The sequence below is a fragment of the Microbacterium sp. genome, assembly GCF_035687345.1.
Lineage (GTDB): Bacteria > Actinomycetota > Actinomycetes > Actinomycetales > Microbacteriaceae > Microbacterium.
Genome location: NZ_DASRXZ010000072.1, coordinates 11,688 through 35,329 on the forward strand (window position 1 = coordinate 11,688; position 23,642 = coordinate 35,329).

At 70.6% G+C, this 23,642-nt stretch carries 24 protein-coding genes; 23 read left to right on the forward strand and 1 reads right to left on the reverse strand.

Annotated elements, in window-relative coordinates:
* Nucleotides 1-50: 50 nt before the first annotated feature.
* The 3 genes from priA to VFF97_RS08555 all read left to right on the forward strand — a co-directional run bounded on the left by priA (nt 51) and on the right by VFF97_RS08555 (nt 3,087).
* Nucleotides 51-797: a bifunctional 1-(5-phosphoribosyl)-5-((5-phosphoribosylamino)methylideneamino)imidazole-4-carboxamide isomerase/phosphoribosylanthranilate isomerase PriA gene (gene priA / locus VFF97_RS08545; RefSeq protein WP_325033074.1), complete on the forward strand. Its 747-nt coding sequence runs from the start codon at nt 51-53 to the stop codon at nt 795-797.
* A complete protein-coding gene (locus VFF97_RS08550; RefSeq protein ID WP_325033075.1) occupies nt 781-1,608 on the forward strand; it encodes an SseB family protein in 828 nt (275 codons plus the stop codon). Before priA ends, VFF97_RS08550 begins: the two co-directional genes overlap by 17 nt.
* A gap of 87 nt (nt 1,609-1,695) precedes the next feature.
* The gene (locus tag VFF97_RS08555) at nt 1,696-3,087 is read left to right on the forward strand and encodes a pyridoxal phosphate-dependent decarboxylase family protein (RefSeq protein WP_325033076.1); all 1,392 of its coding nucleotides are present in this window, start codon (nt 1,696-1,698) and stop codon (nt 3,085-3,087) included.
* Here the strand turns inward: VFF97_RS08555 and VFF97_RS08560 are convergent.
* The gene (locus VFF97_RS08560; protein WP_325033077.1) at nt 3,080-3,499 is read right to left on the reverse strand and encodes a DUF1844 domain-containing protein; all 420 of its coding nucleotides are present in this window, start codon (nt 3,497-3,499) and stop codon (nt 3,080-3,082) included. The two genes, VFF97_RS08555 and VFF97_RS08560, sit on opposite strands and share 8 nt — an antisense overlap.
* A gap of 193 nt (nt 3,500-3,692) precedes the next feature.
* On the opposite strand from VFF97_RS08560, the gene infC reads away from it, so the two are divergent.
* The 20 genes from infC to argF all read left to right on the forward strand — a co-directional run bounded on the left by infC (nt 3,693) and on the right by argF (nt 23,632).
* The gene (gene infC, locus VFF97_RS08565) at nt 3,693-4,379 is read left to right on the forward strand and encodes a translation initiation factor IF-3 (RefSeq protein ID WP_325033078.1); all 687 of its coding nucleotides are present in this window, start codon (nt 3,693-3,695) and stop codon (nt 4,377-4,379) included.
* Between the two features lie 97 nt (nt 4,380-4,476).
* Nucleotides 4,477-4,671, forward strand: a complete 195-nt coding sequence (gene rpmI, locus VFF97_RS08570; protein WP_179490915.1) for a 50S ribosomal protein L35 — start codon at nt 4,477-4,479, stop codon at nt 4,669-4,671.
* A 32-nt stretch (nt 4,672-4,703) separates the two neighbouring features.
* On the forward strand, nt 4,704-5,087 hold the full coding sequence (rplT, locus tag VFF97_RS08575; RefSeq protein WP_325033079.1) for a 50S ribosomal protein L20: 384 nt from the start codon (nt 4,704-4,706) through the stop codon (nt 5,085-5,087).
* Nucleotides 5,088-5,210: 123 nt separating this feature from the next.
* Nucleotides 5,211-6,011, forward strand: a complete 801-nt coding sequence (locus VFF97_RS08580; protein WP_325033080.1) for an RNA methyltransferase — start codon at nt 5,211-5,213, stop codon at nt 6,009-6,011.
* A 183-nt stretch (nt 6,012-6,194) separates the two neighbouring features.
* A complete protein-coding gene (locus VFF97_RS08585) occupies nt 6,195-6,914 on the forward strand; it encodes an amino acid ABC transporter ATP-binding protein (RefSeq protein ID WP_325033104.1) in 720 nt (239 codons plus the stop codon).
* Nucleotides 6,915-7,038: 124 nt separating this feature from the next.
* Nucleotides 7,039-7,941: a glutamate ABC transporter substrate-binding protein gene (locus VFF97_RS08590; RefSeq protein ID WP_325033081.1), complete on the forward strand. Its 903-nt coding sequence runs from the start codon at nt 7,039-7,041 to the stop codon at nt 7,939-7,941.
* 82 nt (nt 7,942-8,023) lie between these two features.
* Nucleotides 8,024-8,680 (forward strand): amino acid ABC transporter permease, encoded by a 657-nt coding sequence (locus tag VFF97_RS08595; protein ID WP_325033082.1) that lies wholly within the window; start codon nt 8,024-8,026, stop codon nt 8,678-8,680.
* Nucleotides 8,677-9,591 carry an amino acid ABC transporter permease gene (locus VFF97_RS08600; RefSeq protein ID WP_325033083.1) on the forward strand — a complete coding sequence of 305 codons (915 nt, stop codon included), beginning with the start codon at nt 8,677-8,679 and terminating at the stop codon, nt 9,589-9,591. The genes VFF97_RS08595 and VFF97_RS08600 overlap by 4 nt, the downstream gene beginning before the upstream one ends.
* A 53-nt stretch (nt 9,592-9,644) precedes the next feature.
* Nucleotides 9,645-10,709 (forward strand): phenylalanine--tRNA ligase subunit alpha, encoded by a 1,065-nt coding sequence (gene pheS / locus VFF97_RS08605; RefSeq protein ID WP_325033084.1) that lies wholly within the window; start codon nt 9,645-9,647, stop codon nt 10,707-10,709.
* Nucleotides 10,709-13,240 carry a phenylalanine--tRNA ligase subunit beta gene (pheT, locus tag VFF97_RS08610; protein WP_325033085.1) on the forward strand — a complete coding sequence of 844 codons (2,532 nt, stop codon included), beginning with the start codon at nt 10,709-10,711 and terminating at the stop codon, nt 13,238-13,240. Before pheS ends, pheT begins: the two co-directional genes overlap by 1 nt.
* 241 nt (nt 13,241-13,481) lie before the next feature.
* Nucleotides 13,482-13,808 (forward strand): GIY-YIG nuclease family protein, encoded by a 327-nt coding sequence (locus VFF97_RS08615; protein ID WP_325033086.1) that lies wholly within the window; start codon nt 13,482-13,484, stop codon nt 13,806-13,808.
* A 146-nt stretch (nt 13,809-13,954) separates the two neighbouring features.
* On the forward strand, nt 13,955-14,692 hold the full coding sequence (locus tag VFF97_RS08620; protein WP_325033087.1) for a dienelactone hydrolase family protein: 738 nt from the start codon (nt 13,955-13,957) through the stop codon (nt 14,690-14,692).
* A 42-nt stretch (nt 14,693-14,734) separates the two neighbouring features.
* Entirely contained in the window at nt 14,735-15,505 is a 771-nt protein-coding gene (locus tag VFF97_RS08625; protein WP_325033088.1) for an ABC transporter ATP-binding protein, read from the forward strand.
* Complete coding sequence (locus tag VFF97_RS08630; protein ID WP_325033089.1) at nt 15,487-17,067, forward strand: hypothetical protein; 1,581 nt, start codon at nt 15,487-15,489, stop codon at nt 17,065-17,067. The genes VFF97_RS08625 and VFF97_RS08630 overlap by 19 nt, the downstream gene beginning before the upstream one ends.
* A 70-nt stretch (nt 17,068-17,137) precedes the next feature.
* Entirely contained in the window at nt 17,138-18,118 is a 981-nt protein-coding gene (locus VFF97_RS08635; protein WP_325033090.1) for an NAD-dependent epimerase/dehydratase family protein, read from the forward strand.
* Nucleotides 18,119-18,332: 214 nt separating this feature from the next.
* Entirely contained in the window at nt 18,333-19,409 is a 1,077-nt protein-coding gene (argC, locus tag VFF97_RS08640; protein ID WP_325033091.1) for an N-acetyl-gamma-glutamyl-phosphate reductase, read from the forward strand.
* Nucleotides 19,406-20,563 (forward strand): bifunctional glutamate N-acetyltransferase/amino-acid acetyltransferase ArgJ, encoded by a 1,158-nt coding sequence (argJ, locus tag VFF97_RS08645; RefSeq protein WP_325033092.1) that lies wholly within the window; start codon nt 19,406-19,408, stop codon nt 20,561-20,563. Before argC ends, argJ begins: the two co-directional genes overlap by 4 nt.
* The gene (gene argB, locus VFF97_RS08650) at nt 20,560-21,459 is read left to right on the forward strand and encodes an acetylglutamate kinase (protein WP_325033093.1); all 900 of its coding nucleotides are present in this window, start codon (nt 20,560-20,562) and stop codon (nt 21,457-21,459) included. The genes argJ and argB overlap by 4 nt, the downstream gene beginning before the upstream one ends.
* Nucleotides 21,456-22,709, forward strand: a complete 1,254-nt coding sequence (locus tag VFF97_RS08655; RefSeq protein WP_325033094.1) for an acetylornithine transaminase — start codon at nt 21,456-21,458, stop codon at nt 22,707-22,709. Before argB ends, VFF97_RS08655 begins: the two co-directional genes overlap by 4 nt.
* The gene (argF, locus tag VFF97_RS08660) at nt 22,706-23,632 is read left to right on the forward strand and encodes an ornithine carbamoyltransferase (RefSeq protein WP_325033095.1); all 927 of its coding nucleotides are present in this window, start codon (nt 22,706-22,708) and stop codon (nt 23,630-23,632) included. Before VFF97_RS08655 ends, argF begins: the two co-directional genes overlap by 4 nt.
* The last annotated feature ends 10 nt before the right edge of the window (nt 23,633-23,642 follow it).

The following is a 23,642-nucleotide window of genomic DNA, read 5'->3' on the forward strand; positions in this document are numbered from 1 at the left end:
GGGGCAGCCGGTACGCGCTCGCCCCGCACCCTTCCGCCGCACGAGGAGCCATGAACGATTTCGCGTCCACGCCCGAACTGATCCTGCTTCCCGCCGTCGACGTCGCCGACGGCAAGGCGGTGCGCCTCACGCAGGGAGAGGCGGGCACGGAGTCGAGCTTCGGCGACCCCGTCGAAGCGGCCGAGGAGTGGGCGCGCCAGGGCGCGAAGTGGATCCACCTCGTCGACCTCGACGCGGCGTTCGGCCGTGGCAGCAACTCGAACGTGCTGCGCAAGGTCATCCGCCAGGTCAAGGGCGTGCAGGTCGAGCTCTCGGGCGGCATCCGCGACGACCGCTCGCTCGAGACCGCGCTCGAGATCGGCGCCGCGCGCATCAATCTCGGCACAGCGGCTCTCGAGAATCCGGAATGGGCGGCCGACGTCATCAGCCGCTACGGCGAAGTCGTCGCCGTCGGCCTCGACGTGCGTGGCACGACGCTCGCGGCCCGCGGTTGGACCCGCGAGGGCGGCGACCTGTGGACCGTGCTCAAGCGACTCGAGGAGGCCGGCTGCAGCCGCTACGTCGTGACGGATGTCACGAAGGACGGCACGCTGCGCGGACCGAACCTCGACCTCCTGCGCGAGATCACGTCGCGCACCCCCAAGCCCATCGTCGCGTCGGGCGGCGTCGCGACCCTCGACGACATCGCAGCGCTGCGCGACCTCGTGCCGCTCGGCGTCGAGGGCGCCATCATCGGGAAGGCGCTCTACACAGGCGCCTTCACCCTCACCGAGGCGCTGGATGTCGCCGGCGGCTGACCGTCACGAGGACGACCACCCCCACGGCGGACCTGTCCACGGGGGCGAGCACGCGCACGGCGACAGCGCCGACTCCGCCGGCGTGCCCTGGCAGGGCCGCAGCTTCCAGGCCAATCCGCACGCGGGCGACGACGGCTCCGCCGATCCGGCGCTCCTCACCGCTCTCACGGCGTTCCGAGAGGGATGCGGCGACCAGGTCGCGATCGTTGACGCGTTCCGCGCGGCGCGGCTGCTGATCCCGCTCATCGCCGAGAAGGGCGACGAGGGGGTCGGCCCCACGGGGCTCGCCGTCGACAAGACGCAGGAGCTGTCGATCGTGACGGTCGCGGCTCCCGACGGGCGTCGTGTGCTCCCCGTGTTCACATCGGTCGAGACGATGACCCGTTGGGACGCGTCGGCGCGCCCGGTCCCCGCCGACGGCGTGCGCGTGGCTCTCGCCGCATCCGCCGATGACACGGATCTCATCGTGATCGATCCGGGATCCGGGACCGAGTTCGTCATCCGACGCCCGGCCGTGTGGGCGATCGCGCAGGGGCAGCCGTGGGAGCCGGCGTTCACGTCGCCCGACGTCTACACCGCGCTACAGGCGAGCATCGCGGGGGAGCTCGCGGTGATCGACCTCTCCGTGCAGCCCGGCGACCCGACCGGGCGGCTGCGCGGGCAGGAGCTCATCGTGCGTCTGCACCTCATGGCCGGGCTCACGCAGGAGGAGCTCGACGCCGTGCTGCAGCGCCTCGCGAAGCGCTGGGCCGCCGACGACCGCATCGCCGTGCTCGTCGACTCCCTCACGGTCAAGCTCGTCCGGTCCTGACCGGCGGCGCGGGCGGACGCGCTCCCGTCTGCGTACTGCGAAGCGGCCTCTTGCGCACCCGTCGGCGGGGGCGAAGGATCGGCACCCATGGGGCGAATCGACGACGAGCGCCGCGCCGCGCTCGAGGCGGCACACCGTCATGCGCGGGAGTGGCTCGCATCGGTGACCGAGAGGCCCGTTCGGCCGGAGCTCGACGTCGAGGGTGTGCGGGAGCGGCTCGGCCTGGAACTCCCCGAGGAAGGACTCCCCGCCGCGGACGTGGTCGATGAACTCGCCGCCGCGGCCGGCGACGGTCTCATGGCGATGGGCTCGCCGCGGTTCTTCGGCTTCGTGATCGGCGGCGCGTACCCCGCCGCGCTCGGGGCGGACTGGCTCGTGGCCGCGTGGGATCAGAACAACGGCTCGCGACAGACCACCCCTGGGGTGGCGGCCGTCGAGGAGGTCGCCGCCGCGTGGCTGCTCGAGCTGCTCGGGCTTCCGGTCGGGAGCGGCGTCGGCTTCGTGACCGGCGGCACGATGGCGAACTTCTCGTGCGTCATCGCGGCGCGCGACGCGGTGCTGCGCGCGAGGGGCTTCGACATCGCGACGGGCGGATTGCAGGCCGCGCCGCGCGTGCGGTTCCTCGCGGGAGACCAGGTGCACACGTCGATGGTGCTGGCCGGTCGTCTGGCGGGCCTCGGGCCGCCGCACACGGTCGGCGCCGACGACCAGGGGCGCATCGACGTCGACGGGCTCGAGCGGGCGCTCGCGGAGGATCCGGATGCGGCGACCATCGTCGCGCTCCAGGCGGGCGACGTGCACTCGGGTGGCTTCGACGACTTCGCCCGCGCGATCGACGTCGCCCACGCCGCCGGTGCGTGGGTGCACGTGGACGGCGCGTTCGGGCTGTGGGCCGCGGCGAGTCCGCGCTTCGCCCCCCTCGTGCGCGGGCTCGCCGACGCGGACTCATGGGCGACCGACGCGCACAAGACACTCAACGTGCCGTACGACTGCGGTGTGGCGATCGTGCGCGACGAGGCGGCGATGACGGCGGCGCTCGGCGCGCACGCCGCGTACCTCCCGGCCGTCGCGAGCATCTCCGACCCCTACGACCGCACCCCCGAGCTCTCGCGACGCGCGCGGGGCGTGATGGTGTGGGCCGCGCTGCGCTCGCTCGGGCGGACCGGCGTGCGCCGACTCGTCGAAGGGCTGGCGGATGCCGCATCCGCCCTCGCCGACGGATTCCGCGCGATCGGCGGCCTCGAGGTCCTCAACGACGTCGTCTTCACGCAGGTGTGCCTCGCCGCGCGGGACGACGAGACGACGGTCGCGCTGGGGGAGTGGCTTCGCTCGGAGGGGACGATCTGGGCGTCGTCGTCCCAGTGGCGGGGGCGCACGGTCGTGCGGTTCGCCGTCAGCAACTTCGCGACCGACGCCGAAGCGGTGCGGCGCACGGTCGACGCGGTCGAGCGAGGCCTCGCGGCCGTCACGACTAGGTGACGGGGCCGGTCCACTTCTCGCCGGGGCCCTTGCCGATCGGGTCGGGAATGACGGATGCCTCGCGGAACGCGAGCTGAAGAGACCGGAGGCCGTCGCGCAGCGAGCGGGCGTGCATGTCGCTGATCTCGGGCGCGCCTGCGGTGATGAGCCCGGCGAGGGCGTTGATGAGCTTGCGGGCCTCGTCGAGGTCGAGCTGCGAAGCCGGGTCGTCGGCGAGGCCGACCTTGACGGCCGCGGCGCTCATGAGATGCACGGCCGTCGTCGTGATGACCTCGACCGCCGGGACGTCGGCGATGTCACGCGTGGCGGATGACGCGGCCCGTTCCTGCTCCTCCCAGCGCGCGAGACGCTCGGCGTCGGTGGTCTGGTCGGTCGGCCGGGCGTTGTCGCCGGCATCCGGAATCGTGCTCACGTGCCACTCTCTGATAGACTTTGCCGGGCTCCGGAGTGATCTGCTCCGGAACGAAAGAGGATCACATCCCACCCGCGCTTGCCGCTCCAGGCTACCGGGTCACGCGCTCCGCCCCGTCCGCACAGCGGCCGGGGTAGTCCCGATCTGGGATCAGGGTGCAGCAAGCAGGTGCTTCGGCGCCTCGCCGGGTGGAGTGAGACTCTTCGCCCGCGACACACCGTGTCGCGGTGCCATCCATCCGCACGAAGAGGAGTTCCGCATCAGCGATCCCCGCACCAACGAGCGCATCCGTGTGCCCGAGGTCCGACTCGTCGGTCCGAACGGCGAGCAGGTCGGCATCGTCCGCATCGAGGTTGCGCAGCGTCTGGCTCAGGAGGCGGATCTCGACCTGGTCGAGGTCGCCCCGAACTCGAGGCCTCCCGTGGTCAAGATCATGGACTATGGCAAGTACAAGTACGAGGCCGCGCAGAAGGCGAAGGAAGCACGCCGCAACCAGGCCAACACCGTCCTCAAGGAGGTCCGGTTCCGCCTGAAGATCGAGCCGCACGACTATGAGACCAAGCGCAAGCGCGCCGAAGGGTTCCTCAAGGCGGGCGACAAGGTCAAGGCGATGATCCTGTTCCGCGGTCGCGAGCAGTCGCGTCCCGACCAGGGTGTGCGCCTGCTGCGCAAGTTCGCCGAAGACGTGGCCGAGTTCGGCACGGTCGAGTCCAACCCGACCATCGACGGCCGCAACATGGTGATGGTGATCGCTCCGCACAAGAACAAGTCCGAGGCGAAGGCGGAGCAGAACGCGCAGCGCGCGGCGAACCGCGAGGCGGCCCGTTCGGCCCGCACCGGCGCCGGCGACGCGCCCGCCGAGGGTGAGAGCGAGAGCTAGCACCCTCCCCACGATCTCCCGCACGACGCGGGATCCGACTCCCGCGCTGCGGGATGCCACACGAAGCCCGTACGGGCGAAATCGATAAGGAACGAAGATGCCGAAGCAGAAGACCCACTCGGGCGCCAAGAAGCGCTTCAAGGTCACCGGCAGCGGAAAGCTCATGAAGCAGCAGGCGAACCTTCGCCACAACTTCGAGGGCAAGCCCACGCGCCGCACCCGCCGCCTCTCGCAGGACCAGGTCCTCGCCAAGGGCGACGCGAAGGTCGCGAAGAAGCTTCTCGGCCGCTGACGCGGCCTGCGCACGAATAGGAACGAAACGAAATGGCTAGAGTCAAGCGGGCCGTCAACGCCCACAAGAAGCGTCGCGTCATCCTCGAGCGCGCCTCGGGATACCGGGGTCAGCGCTCGCGCCTGTACCGCAAGGCGAAGGAGCAGGTCACCCACTCGCTCGTCTACGCGTACCGCGACCGCCGCAAGCGCAAGGGCGACTTCCGCCGCCTGTGGATCCAGCGCATCAACGCCGCCGCGCGTCAGAACGGCATCACGTACAACCGCTTCATCCAGGGCCTCGGCCTCGCGGGTGTGCAGGTCGACCGCCGTATGCTCGCCGAGCTCGCGGTGAACGAGCCGAAGACGTTCGCGTCGCTCGTCGAGACCGCGAAGAAGGCGCTGCCGTCCGACGTCAACGCTCCGAAGAGCGCCTGACGCCGCATCCGTCGCCTGACGAGGGCGTCCTCCGCAGGGAGGGCGCCCTCTTCGCGTGTCCGGACGGACGAGACGGATGCCGCGGCGCACGGGCCCGACGGGCGCGGGACATACACTGATGCTGTGCTCGAGAACCCGCGTTCGCCGCGCGTGCGCGCGGTCGCGAAGCTGACCAAGCGCAGCGCCCGGCAGGAGACCGGGCTGTTCCTGTTGGAGGGTCCGCAGGCCGCGCGGGAGGCGCTCGCGTACCGTCCCGACACGCTCGTGGAGATCTTCGCGACGCCCACGGCGCTGGAGCGCCACCCCGATCTGCGCGACACGGCGCGCGACGCCGGCGTCGAGGTCGTGTTCACGACAGAGCCCGTCCTCGACGCGATGGCCGACACCGTCACCCCGCAGGGCATCGTCGCCGTCGCCCGGCAGTCGCCGACCTCCGTGCGCGACGTGTTCGCCGCCGCGCCGCGCCTCGTCGCGATCTGCGAGGAGGTGCGCGATCCGGGCAACCTCGGCACGATCATCCGCGCCGCCGACGCCGCCGGGGCCGATGCCGTCGTGCTCACGGGGCGCACCGTCGATCCGTACAACCCCAAGGTCGTGCGGGCGACCACGGGGTCGCTGTTCCACCTGCCCGTCGCGCTCGGCGTCGACCTCGCGACGGCGGTCGAGCGCGCCCACGCCGTGGGCGTGCGCGTGATCGCGGCGGATGTCGGGGGAGAGGACTTCCTCGAGTCGCGGAACCTCCTCTCCGAGCCCACGGCGTGGCTGTTCGGCAACGAGGCGCGCGGCCTCGGCGAAGAGGCCCTCGCGCTCGCGGATCTCGCGCTGCGGCTCCCGATCTACGGCAAGGCGGAGTCGCTCAACCTCGCCACCGCCGCCAGCGTGTGCCTCTATGAGACCGCTTTCGCGCAGCGCGCGGGCGAATGAGCGCCCGCGCGGGCGCCGCGGCGCGGCATCCGCACCTGTTACAGATCGGTAAAGGGTCGCGTCGCGAGTGGAACAGCGTCCGACCACCGCCATAGGGTGATCGTCATGGCGACACCTGACGTGCCGGCTGCGGCACCGCAGACCTCGAACATCAACGTCCGCAGGGGTGAGCCCCTCGTCGTCATGACCGACGTGCAGAAGCACTACGGCGACTTCCAGGCGCTGCAAGACATCAACCTCACGGTGAACCGGGGCGAGGTCGTCGTCGTGATCGGGCCGTCCGGCTCGGGCAAGTCGACGCTGTGCCGCACGATCAACCGGCTCGAGACGATCACGAGCGGCACCATCACGATCGACGGCAAGGAGCTGCCGAAGGAGGGCAAGGCGCTCGCTGCGCTCCGCGCCGACGTCGGCATGGTGTTCCAGTCGTTCAACCTCTTCTCGCACCTCACGATCCTCGACAACGTCACGCTCGGGCCGATCAAGGTCAAGGGCATGAAGAAGGCGGATGCCGAGCGTGCCGCGCACACGCTGCTCGAGCGCGTCGGGGTGGCGCAGCAGGCGTCGAAGCTCCCGGCGCAGCTGTCCGGTGGTCAGCAGCAGCGCGTCGCGATCGCGCGCGCTCTCGCGATGAACCCCAAGGTCATGCTGTTCGACGAGCCCACGAGCGCCCTCGACCCCGAGATGATCAACGAGGTGCTCGACGTCATGGTGAACCTCGCGCAGGAGGGCATGACGATGATCGTGGTCACCCACGAGATGGGCTTCGCCCGCAAGGCCGCCGACCGCGTCGTGTTCATGGCCGACGGTCAGATCGTGGAAGAGGCCACCCCCGACGAGTTCTTCACGAACCCCCAGAGCGCGCGTGCGAAGGACTTCCTCTCGAAGCTCATCACGCACTGACGCGAAGCCCCATCGACGAAAGGATCACGCCAGAGCAGCACCACCCCGCCCCATCGGCGGAGTCCGCACGACCCGAAGTCGGATACCAACGCACCCCACAAGGAACAACCCCAGGAGAACTCACATGCGAAAGTCACGAATTCTCGTCGGCGCCGCGCTCGCGATCGCGGCACTCACGCTGACCGCCTGCAACACCGGCACGCCCGGAGGCACATCCACCGACGCGGGCGGTGACACCGGCGGAGACGAGGCACTCTGGGAGGTCGCCACGGATGTCTCGCTCGAAGGCAGCCCGACGTTCGAGGCCATGACCGAGCGCGGCGGCGTCGTGGTCGGCGTCAAGAACGACCAGCCCGGTCTCGGCTACGAGGACGCCACGACCGGCGAGCGCACCGGCTTCGACGTCGACATCGCGCGCTGGATCGCCGCGTCGCTCGGCTTCTCGGAGGACCAGATCGAGTACGTCACGATCCCGTCGGCCAACCGCGAACAGGCGCTCGTGAACGGCGACATCGACTATTACGTCGGCACCTACTCGATCACCGACAAGCGCAAGGAGCAGATCGACTTCGCCGGCCCGTACTTCATCACGGGTCAGGGTCTGCTCGTCGCGGCGGACAACGAGGACATCAACGGCCCCGATGACCTCGAGGGCAAGATCGTCTGCTCCGTGACCGGTTCGACGCCGCTGCAGCGCATCCGCGACGAGTTCAACCCCGGCGACACGGTCGAGTACGACACGTACTCGCAGTGCGTCGAGCAGCTGCTCGCCGGCTCGGTGGACGCGATCACGACCGACGAGGCGATTCTCGCAGGCTACGTCGCGCAGCGTCCCGACGAGCTCAAGATCGCCGGTGAGCCCTTCAGCGAGGAGCGCTACGGCGTCGGCATCCCGAAGGGCGACACCGCTCTTCAGGACCACATCAACCAGCTGTTCACCGACGGCGGCGACGTGTGGCAGGCGCTGTTCGACCAGCACCTCGCTCCGGCGGGCATCGCGGGCGACCAGCCTCAGGTCGACGACTGATCCACGCGGGTGGGGCGGCCGCGAGGCCGCCCCACCCCTCAGCCGTCGCACCGACGGCTGACCGACAAGGAGAGGAGCGCGAGTGGGCGTCATCACCGACAATCTGGATCTCTGGCAGGAGACCCTGATCGGCACGCTCATCCTGTTCATCGCGGGCGGGCTCGTCGCGCTCATCCTCGGCACGATCGTCGGAGCGATGCGTGTGTCGCCGATCCCGATCGCGCGCGCGGTGGGAACCGTGTACGTGAACACGATCCGCAACACGCCGCTCACACTCGTCTTCTTCGCGTTCGCCTTCGCGCTGCCGCCGTTGCTCGGCCTCAGGCTGACCGCGCCGGTGTCGCTCACCCTCGCGATCTTCGCGCTCGGCATCTACACGGCGACCTATGTGGCCGAGACGATCCGCTCCGGCATCAACACGGTGCCGGTCGGCCAGGCCGAGGCCGCTCGCGCCCTCGGCCTCACCTTCGGGCAGGTGATGAGCCAGGTCGTGATGCCGCAGGCGTTCCGCTCGGTCATCCCGCCCATGATGAGCGTGTTCATCGCGCTCCTGAAGAACACGACGGTTGCGGCGGGCTTCTCGGTCGTGAACCTCGGATCGATCCGCAGCTACATGAGCGAGCGCGGCGAGAACCAGTTCCTCGTGATCCTGTGGGTCATGGCGATCTTCGTCGCGCTCGTGCTCCTGCTGTCATGGGCTCAGCGAGCTCTCGAGAACCGGTGGAAGGTGGCGCGATGAGCTCGTCCGTCCTCTACGACGTCCCCGGACCTCGGGCGATCGTCCGCAACCGCATCCTCGGCGTCATCACGGTGCTCGTGGTCGCGGCGGTCATCGGATTCTTCGTATGGCGGCTCGCCGCCACGGGGCAGTTCTCGGCCGAGAAGTGGGCCGCGTTCACGTACACGAACGTGTGGATCCAGATCGGGCTCGCGACGCTGCGCACGCTCGGCGCATTCGCCGTCGCAGCGGTCGGCGCGCTCGCGCTCGGCTTCATCCTCGCGCTCGGCCGACTCTCGCTGCACCGCTGGGTTCGTTGGCCGGCCGGCGCTCTCGTCGAGGTGCTCCGCGCGATCCCGGTCCTGATCTTCATGTTCCTGCTGTACTACGGCCTTCCCGTGCTCGGCATCCGCATGGAGCCGTACTGGGCGGTTGTGATCGCGCTCATCGCGTACAACGGCTCGGTGCTCGCCGAGGTCATCCGCGCAGGCGTCGAGTCGCTCCCGCGTGGCCAGAGCGAGGCGGGGTACGCGATCGGCCTGCGCAAGTCCGGCGTCATGCGCCTGATCCTGCTGCCGCAGGCGATCCGAGCGATGCTCCCGGTGATCATCGCCCAGCTCGTCGTGACACTGAAGGACACGGCGCTCGGCTTCATCATCACGTACCCCGAGCTGCTGTTCTACGCGCGATTCATCGGGTCGCAGTCCACGCTGGGGTCGCCGATCGTGCCCGCCACGATCATCGTCGGCGCGATCTACATCGGCCTGTGTCTGATCCTGTCGGCGATCGCGACGCTCGTCGAGCGGCGCCTGCGTCGCTCGGCCCGCACGACCCGCGTCGCAGGTGCGAACCAGCCGACGCAGGAGGTCACCGACACCGAACTCATCGCGATGCAGAAAGGCGCGGGCAAGTACGACGCCCAGGGCCTCTGAGCGGGAGACGGCGCGCGAAGTCACCCTCGCCGCCGTCGGTAGACTCGGTACTCGTGTCCGACGCACCCGAGAACCCCGTCGCCGCTCCGGCGCAGATCACCCCTGAGGCGGTCGAGAGTGCGGTCCAGTCCGCGCTCGAAGCGATCGCCGCGGCATCCGACTCCGCCTCCCTCAAGGCCGCGCGCTCCGCGCACGCCGGCGAGGGCTCGCCGCTCGCGAAGCTGAACGCGCGGCTGCGCGACGTCCCGCCAGAGAAGAAGGCGGAGTTCGGCAAGCTCGTCGGCCAGGCGCGTGGGCGTGTGAACCAGGCGTTCGCGGCGCGCGAGCAGGAGGTCATCGCCGCCGAGACAGCGGCCCGCCTCGAGGCGGAGCGCGTCGACATCACGGCGCTCCCGAGCCGCGCGCGCGTGGGGGCGCGGCATCCGATCTCCCTCCTTCAGGAAGAGGTCGCCGACATCTTCGTCGGCATGGGGTGGGAGATCGCCGAGGGCCCCGAACTCGAGCACGAGTGGTTCAACTTCGACGCGCTCAACTTCGACGAGGACCACCCGGCACGCCAGGAGCAGGACACGTTCTACGTCGACCCCGTCGCGCGTCACCTCGTGATGCGCACGCACACGAGCCCCGTGCAGGTGCGTTCGATGCTCGAGCGCGACCTTCCGATCTACGTGCTGTGCCCGGGCCGGGTGTACCGCACCGACGAGTTCGACGCGACGCACCTGCCCGTGTTCACGCAGTTCGAGGGCCTGGTCGTCGACAAGGGCATCACGATGGCGCACCTCAAGGGCACGCTCGACCACGCCGCGCGTGTGCTGTTCGGACCCGAGGCGAAGACCCGGTTCCGCGCGAACTTCTTCCCCTTCACCGAGCCGTCGGCCGAACTCGACCTGTGGCACCCGACGTTCAAGGGCGGTGCCCGCTGGATCGAGTGGGGCGGCTGCGGCATGGTCAACCCGAACGTGCTCCGCGCGGCGGGAATCGACCCCGAGGAGTACTCCGGCTTCGCGTTCGGCATGGGCATCGAGCGCACGCTCATGTTCCGCAGCGATGTGCAGGACATGCGTGACATGGCCGAGGGCGACGTCCGTTTCAGCGAGCAGTTCGGGATGGTGGTGTGATGCGCGTCCCGCTTTCGTGGCTGCGTGAGTATGTGGACGTTCCGGCGGATGCCACGGCCGAGGACGTCCTGGCGGCACTCGTGTCGGTCGGGTTCGAGGAGGAGGACGTCCACCGCTTCGAACTCCAGGGTCCGATCGTCGTCGGCGAAGTGCTCGAGTTCGTCGAGGAGCCGCAGTCCAACGGCAAGACGATCCGCTGGTGCCAGGTGCAGGTCGCGCCCGAGGGTGAGACCGCGGCGGACGGCGGCCCCGCGGTGCACGGGATCGTGTGCGGCGCGCGCAACTTCTTCGTGGGCGACAAGGTCGTCGTGACGCTGCCCGGCTCGGTGCTCCCCGGGCCGTTCCCGATCGCGGCGCGCAAGACCTACGGCCACATCTCCGACGGCATGATCGCATCGGCGAAGGAGCTGGGGCTCGGCAACGAGCACTCCGGCATCCTGCGCCTGGTCGAGCTCGGCATCGACGCGCCGGTCGGCACCGACGCGATCTCGCTCCTCGGCCTCGACGATGTCGCGATCGACATCAACGTCACCCCCGACCGCGGCTACGCGCTGTCGGTGCGCGGCGTCGCGCGTGAATACTCGCACGCGACCGGCGCGGAGTTCCGCGACCCCGCGGCGCGGTACGCGTCCGAAGAGCTCGCTCCGGGTTCGGGCTTCCCGATCGCCGTGGACGACGAGCATCCGATCCGCGGGCGGGTCGGCGCATCCGAGTTCGTCGTCCGCGTCGTGCGCGACGTCGACCCGACCAAGCCGACGCCGCCGTGGATGGTGGCGCGGCTCGGGCTCGCCGGCATCCGCTCACTCGGGGTCCTCATCGACATCACCAACTACGTGATGCTCGAGCTGGGCAACCCGATCCACGGCTACGACCTCGACAAGCTGCAGGGCGGCATCACCGTGCGTCGTGCGCGCGAGGGCGAGAAGCTCGAGACGCTCGACGGCCAGCTGCGCGCGCTCAACACCGAGGACCTGCTCATCACCGACGACTCGGGGCCTATCGGCCTCGCGGGCGTCATGGGCGGCGGCACGACCGAGATGTCGGATGCCACGCGCAACGTCCTCATCGAGGCGGCGATCTTCGACACGGTGTCGATCGCGCGTACCGCGCGTCGCCACAAGCTGCCGAGCGAGGCGTCGCGCCGCTTCGAGCGCGGCGTCGACCCGGCCATCCCGTTCGTCGCGGCCCGCCGCGTCGCCGACCTCATGGTCGAATACGCGGGCGGAACCCTCGACACCGAGTACGGCGGAGCGCTCTTCGCCGAGATCGAGCGCACGACGATCGACCTGCCGGCCGGCTTCGTATCGGGTCTCATCGGCGTCGACTACACGGCGGAGCAGATCGCGCACGCGCTGCGCCTCATCGGATGCGACGTCACGACGACCTCGCACGGCTGGACGGTCGTGCCGCCGACGTGGCGACCCGACCTCACCGACAGGTGGACCCTCGCCGAAGAGGTCGCGCGCATCGAGGGGTACGACCAGATCCCGTCGGTGCTGCCGCTCCCGCCGTCGGGCCGCGGCCTGACCCCCGCACAGCAGGGCCGCCGCCGCGTCGCGAACGCGCTGGCCGCGGCGGGCTTCGTCGAGACGCCGTCGTTCCCGTTCACCACGGAGGAGCAGAACGACCTGCACGGATCCGCGTCGGGGGAGCACCTGCCGAGCATCCGCCTCGCCAACCCGCTCGACGGGCAGGCGGCGTTCCTGCGTCGCTCGCTCGTTCCGGGACTGCTGCAGGTCGCGCACCGCAACGTGTCGCGCGGATTCACCGACCTCGCGCTCTTCGAGACCGGGACCGTCTTCCTGCCGGAGCCGGGCGTCGAGTACGGCACGTCGTTCATCCCGCCTCTGGCGGTGCGACCGGATGCCGCGACCCTCGCCGAGCTCGACGCGTCGATCCCTCCGCAGCACCGTCACGTCGCGGTCCTGCTCACGGGCAACCTCGTCGCGAAGCAGCCGGGCCAGCCCGCGGTGCCCGCCGAGCTAGCCGACGCGCTCGACGCCGTCCGCACGATCGCGGCGGCGGCCGGGGTCTCTGTCGTCGTGGAGCAGGGAGAGCGCGCGGCGCTGCATCCGGGTCGTACGGGCGTCGTGTCGGTCGACGGAAGCGAGGTGGGCTACGTCGGAGAGCTGCTGCCGGCGGTCGCCGAGGCATCCGACCTGCCGGGCCGCGTCATCGTGGCCGAGCTCGACCTCGATCTCGTGCTCTCACTTGCGGGGCAGCGTGTCGTCGCGGCGTCGCTGTCGGGCTTCCCGGCTGCGACGCAGGACGTGTCGCTCGTCGTGGGGGCGGACGTGCCGGCCGCCGAGGTGCGCGACGCCCTCGTCGAGGGGTCGGGTGAGCTGCTCGAGTCACTGCGGCTCGTCGACGACTATCGCGGCCAGGGGCTTCCCGACGGCACGAAGAGCCTCACGTTCGCGTTGCGCTTCCGCGCGCCCGACCGCACGCTCACCGCTTCCGAGGCGAGCGAGGCGAAGCTCGCGGGCGTCGCCGTGGCCGCCGAGCGGTTCGGCGCCTCCCTCCGCGAGTAGACCTCCCCCCGGGTCCGTGAGCCCGTCGAAGGGTCGGTTCCTGAGGCGGTTGGTCCCTGAGCTTGTCGAGGGGTCGGTTCCTGAGGCGGTTGGTCCCTGAGCCTGTCGAAGGGTCGGTTCCTGAGGCGGTTGGTCCCTGAGCTTGTCGAAGGGTCCTCCACAGCGCGCCCGCTCTCAGCATCCGCCCACAGTTCCGCAGAGCACCGCCGCGCTGCGTAAGCGGGGGCGACACGCTGGCGGCATGCCCTCCATGTACATCGCCCGCTGCCAGGACGGCAGCTACTACGTCGGAAGCACGGACAAGGATCCCGAAGCGCGGATCTGGGAGCACAACAACGACGACGACCTCGCCGCGCGCTACACGATCAAGCGCCGCCCGGTGACGCTGGTGTACACGGAGTCGTTCGAGCGGATCGACGAGGCGTTTCGTCGCGAGAAGCAGGTTCAGGGTTGGAGCCGCGCGAAGAAGGAGGCCCTCATGGAGGGCCGAATGGACGAGCTTCCCGTTCTCGCGCGGGGCCGGCGGCGAGACGCTTCGACGAGCTCAGCGACCGGGGTTGCGGACTGAGGTGGGGCGACGCTTCGACGGGATCAGCGACCGGGGTTGGGGCCGCGCTTCGACGGGCTCAGCGACCGCGCTTCGACGGGCTCAGCGACCGGGTGGGGGCGACGCTTCGGCGGGCTCAGCGACCGGGGGCGGGGTAGCGTGGCGTCATGCCTGAGACGATCACGCCCGAAGTCGACGGCGACCCGTTCGACGTCTACGTCGCGCGCCCCGCGGGGGAGCCCGTGGGCGGGCTCGTGCTCATCCACGAGATCTGGGGTCTGGTCGACCACATCAAAGACGTCGCCGACCGCTACGCCGCCGAGGGGTGGGTCGTCGCGGCGCCCGACATCCTGAGCCACGCGGGCGTCGAGCCGGCTCTCGGGGCGGAACTCTTCGCCCTCCGCAACGGCGACGATGAGGAGGCGAAGGCGGCGACGCAGCCGCGCATGCGCGAGATGCTGTCGGCCGCGCACGCCCCGGAGTACGCGCGGTGGGCGGTCGCGGCGCTCCGCGCGACCGTCGACTGGCTCGTCGAGGAGGCCGGTGTCGGCGACCGCCTCGCCGTGACCGGATTCTGCTTCGGCGGCACGTACGCCTTCGCGCTCGCGGCCGCCGACGACCGCATCCGCGCCGCGGTGCCGTTCTACGGCACCGCACCCACGCCCGATCGGATCGCGGAGATCAAGGCACCGGTCCTCGCCCTCTACGGGCACCACGATCCCGCCCTCATCGACGCGCTCCCCGAGGTGGCGAGGGCGATGGCCGACGCGGGCGTCGACTTCGAGAGCGTCGTCTACCCCGAGGCGGGTCACGCGTTCTTCAACGACACGGGACTGCGATACGACGCGGATGCCGCCGCCGACGCCTGGCGTCGGACGCTCGCGTTCCTGCGCGAGCACGTCTGACGCGTCATCCGCACCCTCCACGGCCCGTTAGGGTCGAGAGTGATGAGCCTCACCACCGCTGCTCCCGCCCTTCAGCTCGCGGGACTCGTCAAGAGCTTCGGTCCGAAAGTCGCGGTCGCGGGGTTGGACCTCGTCGTCCCCACGGGGTCGTTCTTCGGGCTCGTCGGCCCGAACGGCGCCGGCAAGACCACGACGCTTTCGATGGCGACGGGCCTCCTGCGCCCCGACGCCGGACGAGCGTGGGTCCACGGGATCGACGTGTGGGAGCATCCGGTCGAAGCCAAGCGCATCATCGGCAACCTGGCCGACGGCGTGCAGCTGTTCGACCGGCTCACGGGTGAGCAGCTGATCACCTACACCGCGATGATGTTCGGCATCCCGCGCCACGAGATCGCCGGTCGGGTCGCCGACCTGCTCGAGCTCATGGGATTGCAGGAGGCGGCGGGCACCATCGTCGCCGACTATTCGGCCGGCATGACGAAGAAGATCGCGCTCGCATGCGCGCTCGTCAACGCGCCGCGGCTGCTCGTGCTCGATGAGCCGTTCGAGTCGGTCGATCCGGTCTCGGCCGCGAACATCGAGGACGTGCTGCGCGGGTACACCGCGTCGGGCGGCACGGTCATCGTCTCGAGCCACTCGATGGACCTCGTGCAGCGCATGTGCGACCACGTCGCCGTGATCGCCGAGGGCCGTGTGCTCGCGGCGGGGACGGTGGAGGACGTGCGGGCCGGTCAGACACTCCAGGAGCGATTCCTGTCGCTCGTCGGTGGCCGTCACGTGTCGGAGGGGCCGCAGTGGTTGCGACAGTCCTGAGGCTTCGCTACCGCATCCTCGGCAACACCCTCGCCCGTCGCCCGTGGCAGCTCGTCGGGTTCTGCATCGGCCTGCTGTGGGCGCTGTGGGCGCTCGTCGGCGTCGTGGCCGGATTCATCGCGCTCAACGCCTTCCAGGGGCTCGACGTCGCGCGCACCGTCGCCGTGCTGGCAGGGTCGGCGCTCGTGCTCGGCTGGACCATCGGCCCGGTGCTCGTGGCGGGGACCGAGTCCACGGTCGACGCTCGGCGGCTCGCGCCGTTCCCGCTTACGACCCGCCAGATCATGTCGGCGCTCGCAGCCACCGGCCTGACCGGAATCCCGGGGATCGTCACGAGCCTCGGGGCGCTCGCGAGCGTCGTGCTGTGGCTGAGGTGGCCGGCGGCCGCCGTGATCGCGGTTCCGTCGGCCGCGCTCGGCGTGCTCATCTGCGTCGTGGCGAGCCGCCTCGTGACGACCCTGTCGACCGGCTTGGGCGGACACCGGCGGGGTCGCGAGATCTTCGGCACGATCCTGCTCGGCGTCGTGATCATGACGGGGCCGATCATCACAGGCATCCTCGCGCTGCTGAGCTCCGCGGGCGACGTCCTCGGCCGCTTGGCGCAAGCCGCGGTCGTCCTCGGCTGGACGCCGATCGGGGCGGCGTGGGCCGTCCCCGGAGACGCGGCGGCGGGAGACTGGATCCCCGCGATCGCCAAGTTCGTCATCGCCGCGGGAACGCTCGCCGTGCTCGGGCTCCTGTGGGAGCGCGCGCTCGAGGCGTCGGTCAGCGCCCCGCCGCGCCAGACCGCCCGCACCGTCGCTCCCGGTCGGCTCGGCTTCTTCGCCGTCATGCCCACGGGAGGGGTCGGCGCCACGTGGGCGCGGTCGCTGACGGCGTGGCTTCGCGATCCGCGCTACTTGCGGCAGCTCATCTTCGTACCGCTGTTCCCGGTGCTCTTCGCCTTCACGACGGGCATCGACGGCTGGCTGTTCAGCGTGTCGCCGCTCATGGTCGCGCTGATCCTGTCGATCGCCGGGTACGCCGACATCTCGTACGACGGTACGGCCTTCGCCTCGGTGCTCTCGACGGGAGTCAGCGGTCGTGCGGATCGCTGGGGGAGACTTCTGGGCGCCGCATCCGTCGGCGTGCCGGCCGTCACCGTCGTCGCGATCGTGACCGCCGCGATCGCGGGCACCTGGACGACCCTGCCTGCAGTGCTGGCCGCTGCGCTCGGCATCCTGCTCGCCGGCTACGGCGTGTCGGCTGTGTCGTCCGCGCTCCTCGTCGTTCCCGTCGCGAAAGCCGGTGACAGCCCGTTCAAGACCGTGCCGGGTCAGACGTTCGTCAACGGCCTCGTCGTGTTCCTCGTGCTCGGCGTCACGATCGTCCTCGCCGCGCCGGCGCTCGTGCTCGCGATCGTGTCGACGGTGACCTCGTCGGCTATCCTCGCGTGGATCGCGCTCGCCGTCGCCGTCGTCGCCGGAGCGGGGATCATCCTCGGCGGGATCGTCGTGGGCGGACGCACTCTCGAACGCACGGGCCCCGACCTGCTCGCGCGCATCAAGGCGTTCCCGTCCTGATCGGCGGGCGCGTTTCCGCCCTGAGCGGAAACGGATGCTGCGTCCGCGCCGCCTCTGCTGGGATGAGGCCATGACGAACGTTCTGATCCTCGGCGGAACCGGCTGGCTGAGCGGACGGGTCGCCGGTCGCTGGCTCGAGGAGGGGGCCGCCGTCACGTGCGTCGCGCGAGGGGCGCGCCCCGCGCCCGACGGGGCTGAGCTCGTGATCGCGGATCGCGCCGAGCCCGACGCGTACGCGGCCGTGGCGGACCGCGAGTGGGACGAGATCGTCGACATCTCTTCGCGCGCTGAGCACGTCGCGGCGGCCGTCGAGGCGCTCGGAGCCCGCACGAAGCACTGGACGTACGTCTCGACGATCTCGGTGTACGCCGACGCCACGATGGCCGGTGCCGACGAGTCCTGTCCGCTGGCCGAGCCGGCCGAGCCGGGCGACGAGTACGACTACAGCCGCGAGAAGGTGGCGGCCGAGGCATCCGCCCGCTCCGCCGTCGGCGATCGTGCCGCCATCGTGCGCGCGGGACTCATCGTCGGCCCCGGCGACCCGACAGACCGTTTCGGGTACTGGGTGTCCCGCTTCGCGCTCGCGGGGAAGGAGCCCGTGCTCGTTCCGGAGGCCGCGGGCCTCATGGTGCAGGTCATCGACGTCGACGACCTCGCCGCGTACATCGTCGCGGTCGGTCGCGGTCGGTGGAGCGGCACCGCCAACGCGACGGGGGATCCGATCCCGTTCACCGAGTTCGTCCAGCTCGCGCGGCGCACCGCGGCGCACACCGGTGAGCTTGTGGCGGCCGATCCCGATTGGCTCGCCGCGCACGAGGTCAACCATTGGATGGGGCCGCGCTCGCTGCCGCTGTGGCTGCCCGCCGACATGCCCGGCCACTCGACGCGCACGAACGCCGTGTACCGCTCGACCGGGGGAGCGCTGCGCCCCGTCTCCGAGACCCTGGCGCGCACGCTCGACGACGAGCGCGCCCGCGGCCTCGACCGCGAACGGCAGTCGGGCCTGACCCGCGCCGAGGAGCTCGCGCTGATCGCCGACCTCACCGGCTGACGCCTCGTGCGATTTGCGGATGCCGCGCCCCGCCCGCTATCGTCGCTCCATGCTTTCGGCGAACCGGGGTCTCGAGACGCTCTTCACGAGCGCCGCTCCCTCGCGCCGACGTCTGCCTCGCCGACTCTAGGCGACTCCGCGTCGTGCCCGCTCTGCGGGCATCTGCGGGAGTCGCCCGTCTCAGGCCCCGATCCGCAGACAATAAGGTTGAAGCATGACCTATTCGGTCGCCGTATCCGGCGCATCCGGCTATGCAGGAGGCGAGATCCTCCGCCTCCTCGCCGCGCACCCCGACATCGAGATCCGCACCGTCACGGCGCACTCGAACGCCGGCCAGCGCCTCATCGAGCACCAGCCGCACCTGCGTTCGCTCGCCCATCTCGAGCTGCAGGAGACGACTCCCGAGATCCTCGCGGGGCACGACATCGTCTTCCTCGCGCTTCCGCACGGCCAGTCCGGTCAGTACACGGACGCTCTCGGCGACGTGCCGCTCATCATCGACGCGGGCGCCGATCATCGGCTCGAATCCGTTGCCGATTGGGACCGGTTCTACGGCGGCTCATTCCACGATCCGTGGACGTACGGCGTGCCCGAGCTGCCCTTCCGCGGTGGCAAGCAGCGCGAGCGGCTCGTGGGGGCGACCCGCATCGCGGCTCCCGGCTGCAACGCGTCGACCGTGAGCCTGTCGCTCGCGCCGGGAGTCGCCGCGGGCGTGATCGACCCGTCCGACATCGTGAGCGTGCTCGCGGTCGGCCCGTCGGGCGCGGGCAAGAGCCTCAAGCCGCACCTGCTCGGCAGCGAGCTGCTCGGCACGGCGAACCCGTACGCGGTCGGGGGCGTGCACCGGCACATCCCCGAGATCCGGCAGGCGCTCGCGGCGGCGCGGGTGCCCGGCTCAGCGACCGGGGATGAGGCTGCGGATCGCGGCATCCGCATCTCGTTCACGCCCGTGCTCGTGCCGATGGCACGCGGGATCCTCGCGACCTCGTCCGCGCCGATCGCGGAGGGTGTGACGGATGCCGACATCCGCGGCGCGTGGGAGGCCGCGTACGGCGACGAGACGTTCGTGCAGCTGCTGCCCGAGGGCTCGTTCCCGCGCACGGCTGACGTGCTCGGCGCCAACACCGCGCTCATGGGGCTCGCGATCGATCGCGCCGCGAACCGCGTCGTGGTCGTGACCGCCGTCGACAACCTCGTGAAGGGCACGGCCGGCGCCGCGATCCAATCCATGAACATCGCGCTGGGACTCCCCGAGGACCGCGCCCTGACCGTGAACGGAGTCGCCCCGTGAGCGTCACCGCAGCGAAGGGCTTCGAGGCGGCGGGTGTCGTCGCCGGGCTCAAGTCGACCGGCAAGGCGGATGTCGCGGTCGTCGTCAACCGCGGGCCGCTCAAGGTCGGCGCGGCCGTGTTCACGAGCAACCGCGCCAAGGCGAACCCGATCCTGTGGTCGCAGCAGGCGATCCAGGACGGCGTCGTCGAGGCGGTCGTGCTCAACTCCGGCGGGGCGAACTGCTTCACGGGGTCGTTCGGGTTCCAGACGACGCACCAGACGGCCGAGAAGGCGGCGGAGCTGCTCGGCGTGAGCGCGGGCGATGTCCTCGTGTGCTCGACAGGCCTCATCGGCACGGGTGACGACGTCTTCCGGCAGAAGGTGCTCGAGGGCACCGAGCGGGCGATCGCCGAGCTGTCCGAGGACGGCGGCGTCGCCGCATCCGAAGCGATCATGACGACCGATTCGCGCCCGAAGCGCGCCGAGCGCTCGCAGGACGGTTGGACGATCGGGGGAATGGCGAAGGGCGCCGGCATGCTCGCGCCGGGCCTCGCGACCATGCTCGTCGTCATCACGACCGACGCCTTGCTCACCGCCGAGGAGGCCGACGCACACTTGCGGGCGGCGACTCGTGTGACGTTCGACCGGCTCGACTCCGACGGGTGCATGTCGACCAATGATCAGGTGACGCTCATGGCGAGTGGTGCGAGCGGGGTCACGCCCGACCCCGAGGAATTCCGCGCGCGTCTCACCGAGGTGTGCGACGACCTCGCGGCCCAGCTGCAGGGCGACGCCGAGGGCGCGAGCCACGACATCACGATCCGCGTGACGAACGCGGCGTCCGAGCACGACGCGGTGGTCGTCGGACGCTCCGTCGCACGCAACAACCTCTTCAAGGCCGCGATCTTCGGCAACGATCCGAACTGGGGCCGGGTCCTCGCGGCGATCGGCACGACCGACGCCGCGTTCGACCCGTACGACGTCGACGTGTGGATGAACGGCGTGCGCGTGTGCACCGCCGGCGGTCCGGACCGACCTCGCGAAGAGGTGGACCTCACGCCCCGTGCGACCGACGTGCTCATCGACCTCAAGACCGGCCCGGCGTCGGCGACGATCCGCACGAACGACCTGACCCACGACTACGTGCACGAGAACAGCGCCTACTCCTCATGACCGATCTGCAAGACACCGACCCGGCCGAGGCATCCGCCAAGGCCGCGACGCTCATCGAGTCGCTGCCGTGGCTGCGGCGATTCCGCGACCAGATCATCGTGATCAAGTACGGCGGGAACGCGATGATCAGCGATGAGCTGCAGGACGCCTTCGCGGCCGACATCGCCTACCTGCGGTACGTCGGGGTCAAGCCCGTCGTCGTCCACGGCGGCGGTCCGCAGATCTCCTCGATGCTCGACCGGCTCGCCATCCCGAGCGAGTTCAAGGGCGGCTATCGCGTCACGAGCACCGAGGCGATCTCGGTCGTGCGCATGGTGCTCACGGGCCAGATCAACCCGCAGCTCGTGTCGAAGATCAACGCGCACGGGCCGTTCGCGACCGGCCTGTCGGGCGAGGACGCGGGCCTGTTCGGCGGCCGCCGCCGCGGGGTCGTCGTCGACGGCGTCGAGCACGACCTCGGTCGCGTCGGCGATGTCGTGCAGGTCGACCCGCAGCCGGTCCTCGACCACCTCGCGGCAGACCGCATCCCGGTGGTCTCGAGCATCGCGCCGGATCTCGACAACCCGGGGCACTCCTTGAACGTGAACGCGGATGCCGCTGCCGCCGCTCTCGCCGTCGCGCTGGGCGCCGCGAAGCTCGTCGTCCTCACCGATGTGCCGGGCCTGTACGCCGATTGGCCCAACCGCGACTCGCTCGTGTCGCACCTGACCTCCGACGAGCTGCGTGCGATGCTGCCGCGGCTCGAGTCCGGCATGATCCCGAAGATGCAGGCGTGCCTCGACGCGGTCGAGGGCGGCGTCGAGACCGCCGCCATCATCGACGGGCGAGTGCCGCATTCGGTGCTCGTGGAGATCTTCACCAGCAAGGGAATCGGAACAGAGGTGGTGGCACGGTGACCGACAGCGACAAGGCGGCATGGCAGGAGGACGCGCAGCGCGATCTCCTGCGCAACGCGGGGGACCGGCTCGCGCTCATCGTGCGCGGCGAGGGCGCGCACGTGTGGGACGACGAGGGCCGACGCTACCTCGACTTCCTCGCCGGCGTCGCGGTCAACTCGCTCGGGCACGCGCACCCCGTGTTCGTCGAGGCCGTGTCGAAGCAGGCGGCGACCTTGACGCACATCTCGAACTACTTCGCGACGCCGCCGCAGCTCGCGCTCGCGGCGCGCCTCAAGCGGCTCGCCGGCACGGGCCCCTCGGGCCGCGTGTACTTCGGCAACTCGGGCGCGGAGGCAAACGAGGCCGCGTTCAAGCTCGCGCGTCTGCACGGCGGCAGCGAGCGCCCGCGCATCCTGTCGCTGCGCAACGCGTTCCACGGCCGCACGATGGGCACGCTCGCGCTCACGGGCAAGCCCGCCATGCAGGAGCCGTTCCTGCCGATGGTCGCCGGGGTCGAGCACATCGACTCGACGATCGAGGCGCTCGAAGCCGCGATGGACGACCGCGTCGCCGCCCTGTTCGTCGAGCCGATCAAGGGCGAGGCGGGCGTCGTCGAGTTGCCGGGCGGCTACCTGAAAGCCGCGCGCGAGATCACCGAGAGACACGGCGCGCTGCTGATCCTCGACGAGATCCAGACCGGAGCCGGCCGCACGGGGGCGTGGTTCGCGTTCCAGCACGAGGGCATCACGCCCGACGCCATCACGGTAGCGAAGGGCATCGGCGGTGGCTTCCCGATCGGCGCGCTCATCACCTTCGGCGCCGCGGGCGACCTGTTCTTCCCCGGCAGCCACGGCTCGACGTTCGGCGGCAACGCACTCGCGACGGCCGTCTCGGACGCGGTCCTCGCCGAGATCGAGTCCGCCGGGCTCGTCGAGAACGCGGCCGAGCGCGGCATCGAGCTGCGCGAGGCCGTAGAGGCCATCGGCTCGCCGCTCGTGAAGGGCAGCGCCGGCCAGGGTCTGCTGATCGGCATCCGTCTCACGCACGCCGTCGCGGGCGCCGTGGCCGCCGCAGCGCAGCAGCACGGCCTCATCGTCAACCCCGTCAACGACGAGACGATCCGTCTCGCGCCGCCGCTCACGATCGGCGACGAGGAGATCCGCGAGTTCTCCGAGCTGTTCGCCGCCGCGCTCGCGACCGTCGAGTCGGCGGTGCTGCTCGATGTCGACACGGATGCCGCGACCGACCCCGAGGGGGTGACCTCGTGACCCGCCACCTGCTGCGCGACGACGACCTCACGCCCGCCGAACAGGACGAGATCCTCGATCTCGCGGTCGCGCTCAAGAAGGACCGCTGGAAGCTCAAGCCCCTCGCCGGTCCGCAGACCGTGGCGGTGATCTTCGACAAGTCCTCGACGCGCACGCGCGTGTCGTTCGCCGTCGGCATCGCCGACCTGGGCGGCTCCCCGCTCATCATCTCGACCGCCAACAGCCAGCTCGGCGGCAAGGAGACGCCCGCCGACACGGCGCGCGTGCTCGAACGGCAGGTCGCCGCGATCGTGTGGCGCACGTACGCGCAGGCCGGCCTCGAGGAGATGGCGCGCGACACGCGCGTGCCCGTGATCAACGCGCTGAGCGACGACTTCCACCCGTGTCAGCTGCTCGCCGACCTGCTCACGATCCGTGAGCACAAGGGCGACCTGAAGGGCCTCACGCTCGCGTTCTTCGGTGACGGGCGCTCGAACATGTCGCACTCGTACGTGCTCGCGGGTGTCACCGCCGGCATGCACGTGCGGGTCGCGTCGCCCGAGTCGTATGCGCCGCGCGACGACGTCGTCGCCGACGCGGATCGTCGCGCCGCCGAGACGGGCGGCTCGGTCACGCTCTTCACCGACCCCAACGAGGCGGCGGCGGGTGCCGACGTCATCGTGACGGACACGTGGGTGTCGATGGGCAAAGAGGAGGAGAAGCTCGCGCGACTGCGCGACCTCGGCGGCTACAAGGTCACGCAGGAGCTCATGTCCCTTGCGAAGGACGACGCGATCTTCATCCACTGCCTGCCGGCCGATCGCGGCTACGAGGTCGACTCCGAGGTGATCGACGGTCCGCAGAGCGTCGTGTGGGACGAGGCCGAGAACCGGCTCCATGCGCAGAAGGCCCTGCTGGTCTGGCTCCTGCGGCAGCAGGGCTGACCGGAGGCCG

What these genes read in the sequence shown, in the direction of transcription:
- priA (WP_325033074.1), top strand. Translation starts at nt 51, where the DNA reads ATGAACGATTTCGCGTCCACGCCCGAACTGATCCTGCTTCCCGCCGTC.
- VFF97_RS08550 (WP_325033075.1), top strand. Translation starts at nt 781, where the DNA reads ATGTCGCCGGCGGCTGACCGTCACGAGGACGACCACCCCCACGGCGGA.
- VFF97_RS08555 (WP_325033076.1), top strand. Translation starts at nt 1,696, where the DNA reads ATGGGGCGAATCGACGACGAGCGCCGCGCCGCGCTCGAGGCGGCACAC.
- rpmI (WP_179490915.1), top strand. Translation starts at nt 4,477, where the DNA reads ATGCCGAAGCAGAAGACCCACTCGGGCGCCAAGAAGCGCTTCAAGGTC.
- rplT (WP_325033079.1), top strand. Translation starts at nt 4,704, where the DNA reads ATGGCTAGAGTCAAGCGGGCCGTCAACGCCCACAAGAAGCGTCGCGTC.
- VFF97_RS08585 (WP_325033104.1), top strand. Translation starts at nt 6,195, where the DNA reads ATGACCGACGTGCAGAAGCACTACGGCGACTTCCAGGCGCTGCAAGAC.
- VFF97_RS08590 (WP_325033081.1), top strand. Translation starts at nt 7,039, where the DNA reads ATGCGAAAGTCACGAATTCTCGTCGGCGCCGCGCTCGCGATCGCGGCA.
- VFF97_RS08600 (WP_325033083.1), top strand. Translation starts at nt 8,677, where the DNA reads ATGAGCTCGTCCGTCCTCTACGACGTCCCCGGACCTCGGGCGATCGTC.
- pheT (WP_325033085.1), top strand. Translation starts at nt 10,709, where the DNA reads ATGCGCGTCCCGCTTTCGTGGCTGCGTGAGTATGTGGACGTTCCGGCG.
- VFF97_RS08615 (WP_325033086.1), top strand. Translation starts at nt 13,482, where the DNA reads ATGCCCTCCATGTACATCGCCCGCTGCCAGGACGGCAGCTACTACGTC.
- VFF97_RS08620 (WP_325033087.1), top strand. Translation starts at nt 13,955, where the DNA reads ATGCCTGAGACGATCACGCCCGAAGTCGACGGCGACCCGTTCGACGTC.
- VFF97_RS08625 (WP_325033088.1), top strand. Translation starts at nt 14,735, where the DNA reads ATGAGCCTCACCACCGCTGCTCCCGCCCTTCAGCTCGCGGGACTCGTC.
- VFF97_RS08635 (WP_325033090.1), top strand. Translation starts at nt 17,138, where the DNA reads ATGACGAACGTTCTGATCCTCGGCGGAACCGGCTGGCTGAGCGGACGG.
- argC (WP_325033091.1), top strand. Translation starts at nt 18,333, where the DNA reads ATGACCTATTCGGTCGCCGTATCCGGCGCATCCGGCTATGCAGGAGGC.
- argB (WP_325033093.1), top strand. Translation starts at nt 20,560, where the DNA reads ATGACCGATCTGCAAGACACCGACCCGGCCGAGGCATCCGCCAAGGCC.